Genomic DNA, 2,264 nt, shown 5'->3' with positions numbered 1-2,264 from the left:
AGATTCCTAAAAATAGTATTATAATAAACAAGCCTGTGTATGGATTATTAATACCAAAATCATTAAAATTGGTAGTATATTTGGGAACTAGTTTAATAATAGCGATAGGATTTTATGTGGTATATATACTTATATCAGAAAAAAGAAAATCAATAAAAAATAGAAAGCTTTATGAAAATGCAAAAGAAAGAGAAAAATTAAAAACAGATTTTATAGTAAATATGAGTCATGAACTTAGAACTCCTCTTAATGTTATATTAAGTACAAGCAAAGTAATGGATTTAAAGATAAATAAAAATAATTATGATAATGAATATTTATTAGAAAAATTAGAACAGATAAATAAAAATTCAAATAGATTATTAAAGTTAGTAAATAACCTTATAGATATAACAAAATTTGAATATGGAAGCTATGAATTAAAATTAGAAAATATAAATATAGTGGAAGTTGTAGAAGATATAGTACAAGCTAGTGTGGATTATTCAACTTGTAAAGATATTGATTTAATATTTGATACAGAGGATGAAGAAATAATAACTGCTATAGACAAAGATAAGATAGAAAGAGTAATACTTAATCTATTATCTAATGCTATAAAATTTACTGATAAAGATGGGATTATATATGTATATATAAAAAGGATAGATAATAGTGTATCTATAAGTGTTCAAGATAATGGAATAGGAATACCTAAAGATAAGCTAGATGAAATTTTTAATAGATTTTATCAAGTTTCAGATACACTTAAAAAACATGAAGAAGGTAGTGGTATAGGACTTTGTATAGTTGAAGAAATAATAAATCTTCATGGTGGAAAAATAAATGTAACTAGTAAAGTAAACGAAGGAACTAATTTTGAAATAATACTTCCTATATATATAGTAGAAAATAGCTTTAAAAGTGTAGAAATAAAAGATATAAATCAATCTGTAAAGCTTGAAATGTCTGATGTTGATACAAAAGAAGTTTAATATTAGGTGCCTTGATAGGCACTTTTTTATTATCATAAATGCATAAATGAAAGCCATATTGTATATATTTTAGAATTTAGATATAATTATAYTAATNATWAAGAATATAAGGTTAAAATTATAATCAATATAGTGTAACGTTTATATTTCAATCTTTAAGTTTAATTATATATAATCAAATAATATAATCAAACTAGAATCACAATATAAAAACCACATCCATATACTTATTAATAGTAAATGAATGTGGTTTTTATGTTACTTTGCTAAACTACTCTCAACTTCGCATTATATTAATATTGTAMACTTTTATATAATTATATTAATATAATTTTATATAGGAGATTATTATGAGTAAATCTAAAAATGAAAAAAGCAATATAATATATGAAGATGGCTTTTTCATGGGAAAAAATGAGATGAAAATTTTTTATAGAAGTTTTGAGATAGAAAGTAGCAAAAGCGTAATAGTTATATCTCATGGAATTTGGGAAAGTATTGAGAAATATAGAGAATTTATAAAAACATTAAATAAAAATAATTATTCTGTGTATATAATGGAGCATAGAGGACATGCTCGATCTGGTAGGTTAGGAATAGACAGTAGCCAAATAAATGTTGAAGATTTCAATTACTATGTTGAAGATTTAAAAACATTCTTAGATAGCATAGTAGTTCCAAATTTAAATAATAGAAAATTATATCTATATGCACACTCTATGGGAGGAGCTATAGGAGCTTTATTTTTAGAAAAATATAATAATTATTTTGAAAAAGCTATATTAAATGCTCCTATGATGGATATAAATACTGGAAAGTATCCTAAGATATTTTCAAAAGTAATATCTAAATTATTTTGTATGATAGGTTTGGGCAACAAGTATTTATTTGGTCAAGGTCCATTTAATGCTAATCCAGATTTGAAAGAATCTGGTACTAGTTCAGATAAAAGATATAATTCATATTTTTATAAACAGTTAGAGCATAAAGAATTACAAACTGCAGGAGCATCTTTTAATTGGTTGAATCAATCATTTAAGGGTATTAAAGAAATTTTTAAAGAAGAAAATATAAAGAATATAAATGCAGAGATACTTTTATTTCAAGCTGGAAAAGATTTATTTGTAAAACCTGAAGGACAAAATAAGTTTACATCTTTAGTTAAAAGCTGTAAACTTATAAAAATTGAAGATTCTAAACATGACATATATAGAGAAAAAGACGAAATATTTAAGAAGTATATTGAAAAAGTTCTAGAATTTTACGAAATATATTGAAAAAATGGAAAAA

At 23.1% G+C, this 2,264-nt stretch carries 2 protein-coding genes; both read left to right on the top strand.

Features of this window, described 5'->3' with window-relative positions:
* Positions 1-974: sensor histidine kinase (locus G3997_RS05990; protein ID WP_296644398.1), on the top strand; the 974-nt coding region annotated here is incomplete at its 5' end.
* Positions 975-1,324: 350 nt separating this feature from the next.
* Complete coding sequence (locus G3997_RS05985) at positions 1,325-2,251, top strand: alpha/beta fold hydrolase (RefSeq protein ID WP_296644395.1); 927 nt, start codon at positions 1,325-1,327, stop codon at positions 2,249-2,251.
* Positions 2,252-2,264 lie beyond the last annotated feature (13 nt).

Source organism: Romboutsia sp. 13368 (genome assembly GCF_018336475.1).
GTDB lineage: Bacteria > Bacillota > Clostridia > Peptostreptococcales > Peptostreptococcaceae > Romboutsia.
The sequence above is the reverse complement of the archived record's forward strand: the minus strand, read 5'-3'. Positions and strand labels throughout refer to the sequence as shown.

Bases quoted from the DNA above. Each gene is read 5' to 3' on its own strand.
- G3997_RS05985 (WP_296644395.1), top strand. From the start codon at position 1,325: ATGAGTAAATCTAAAAATGAAAAAAGCAATATAATATATGAAGATGGC.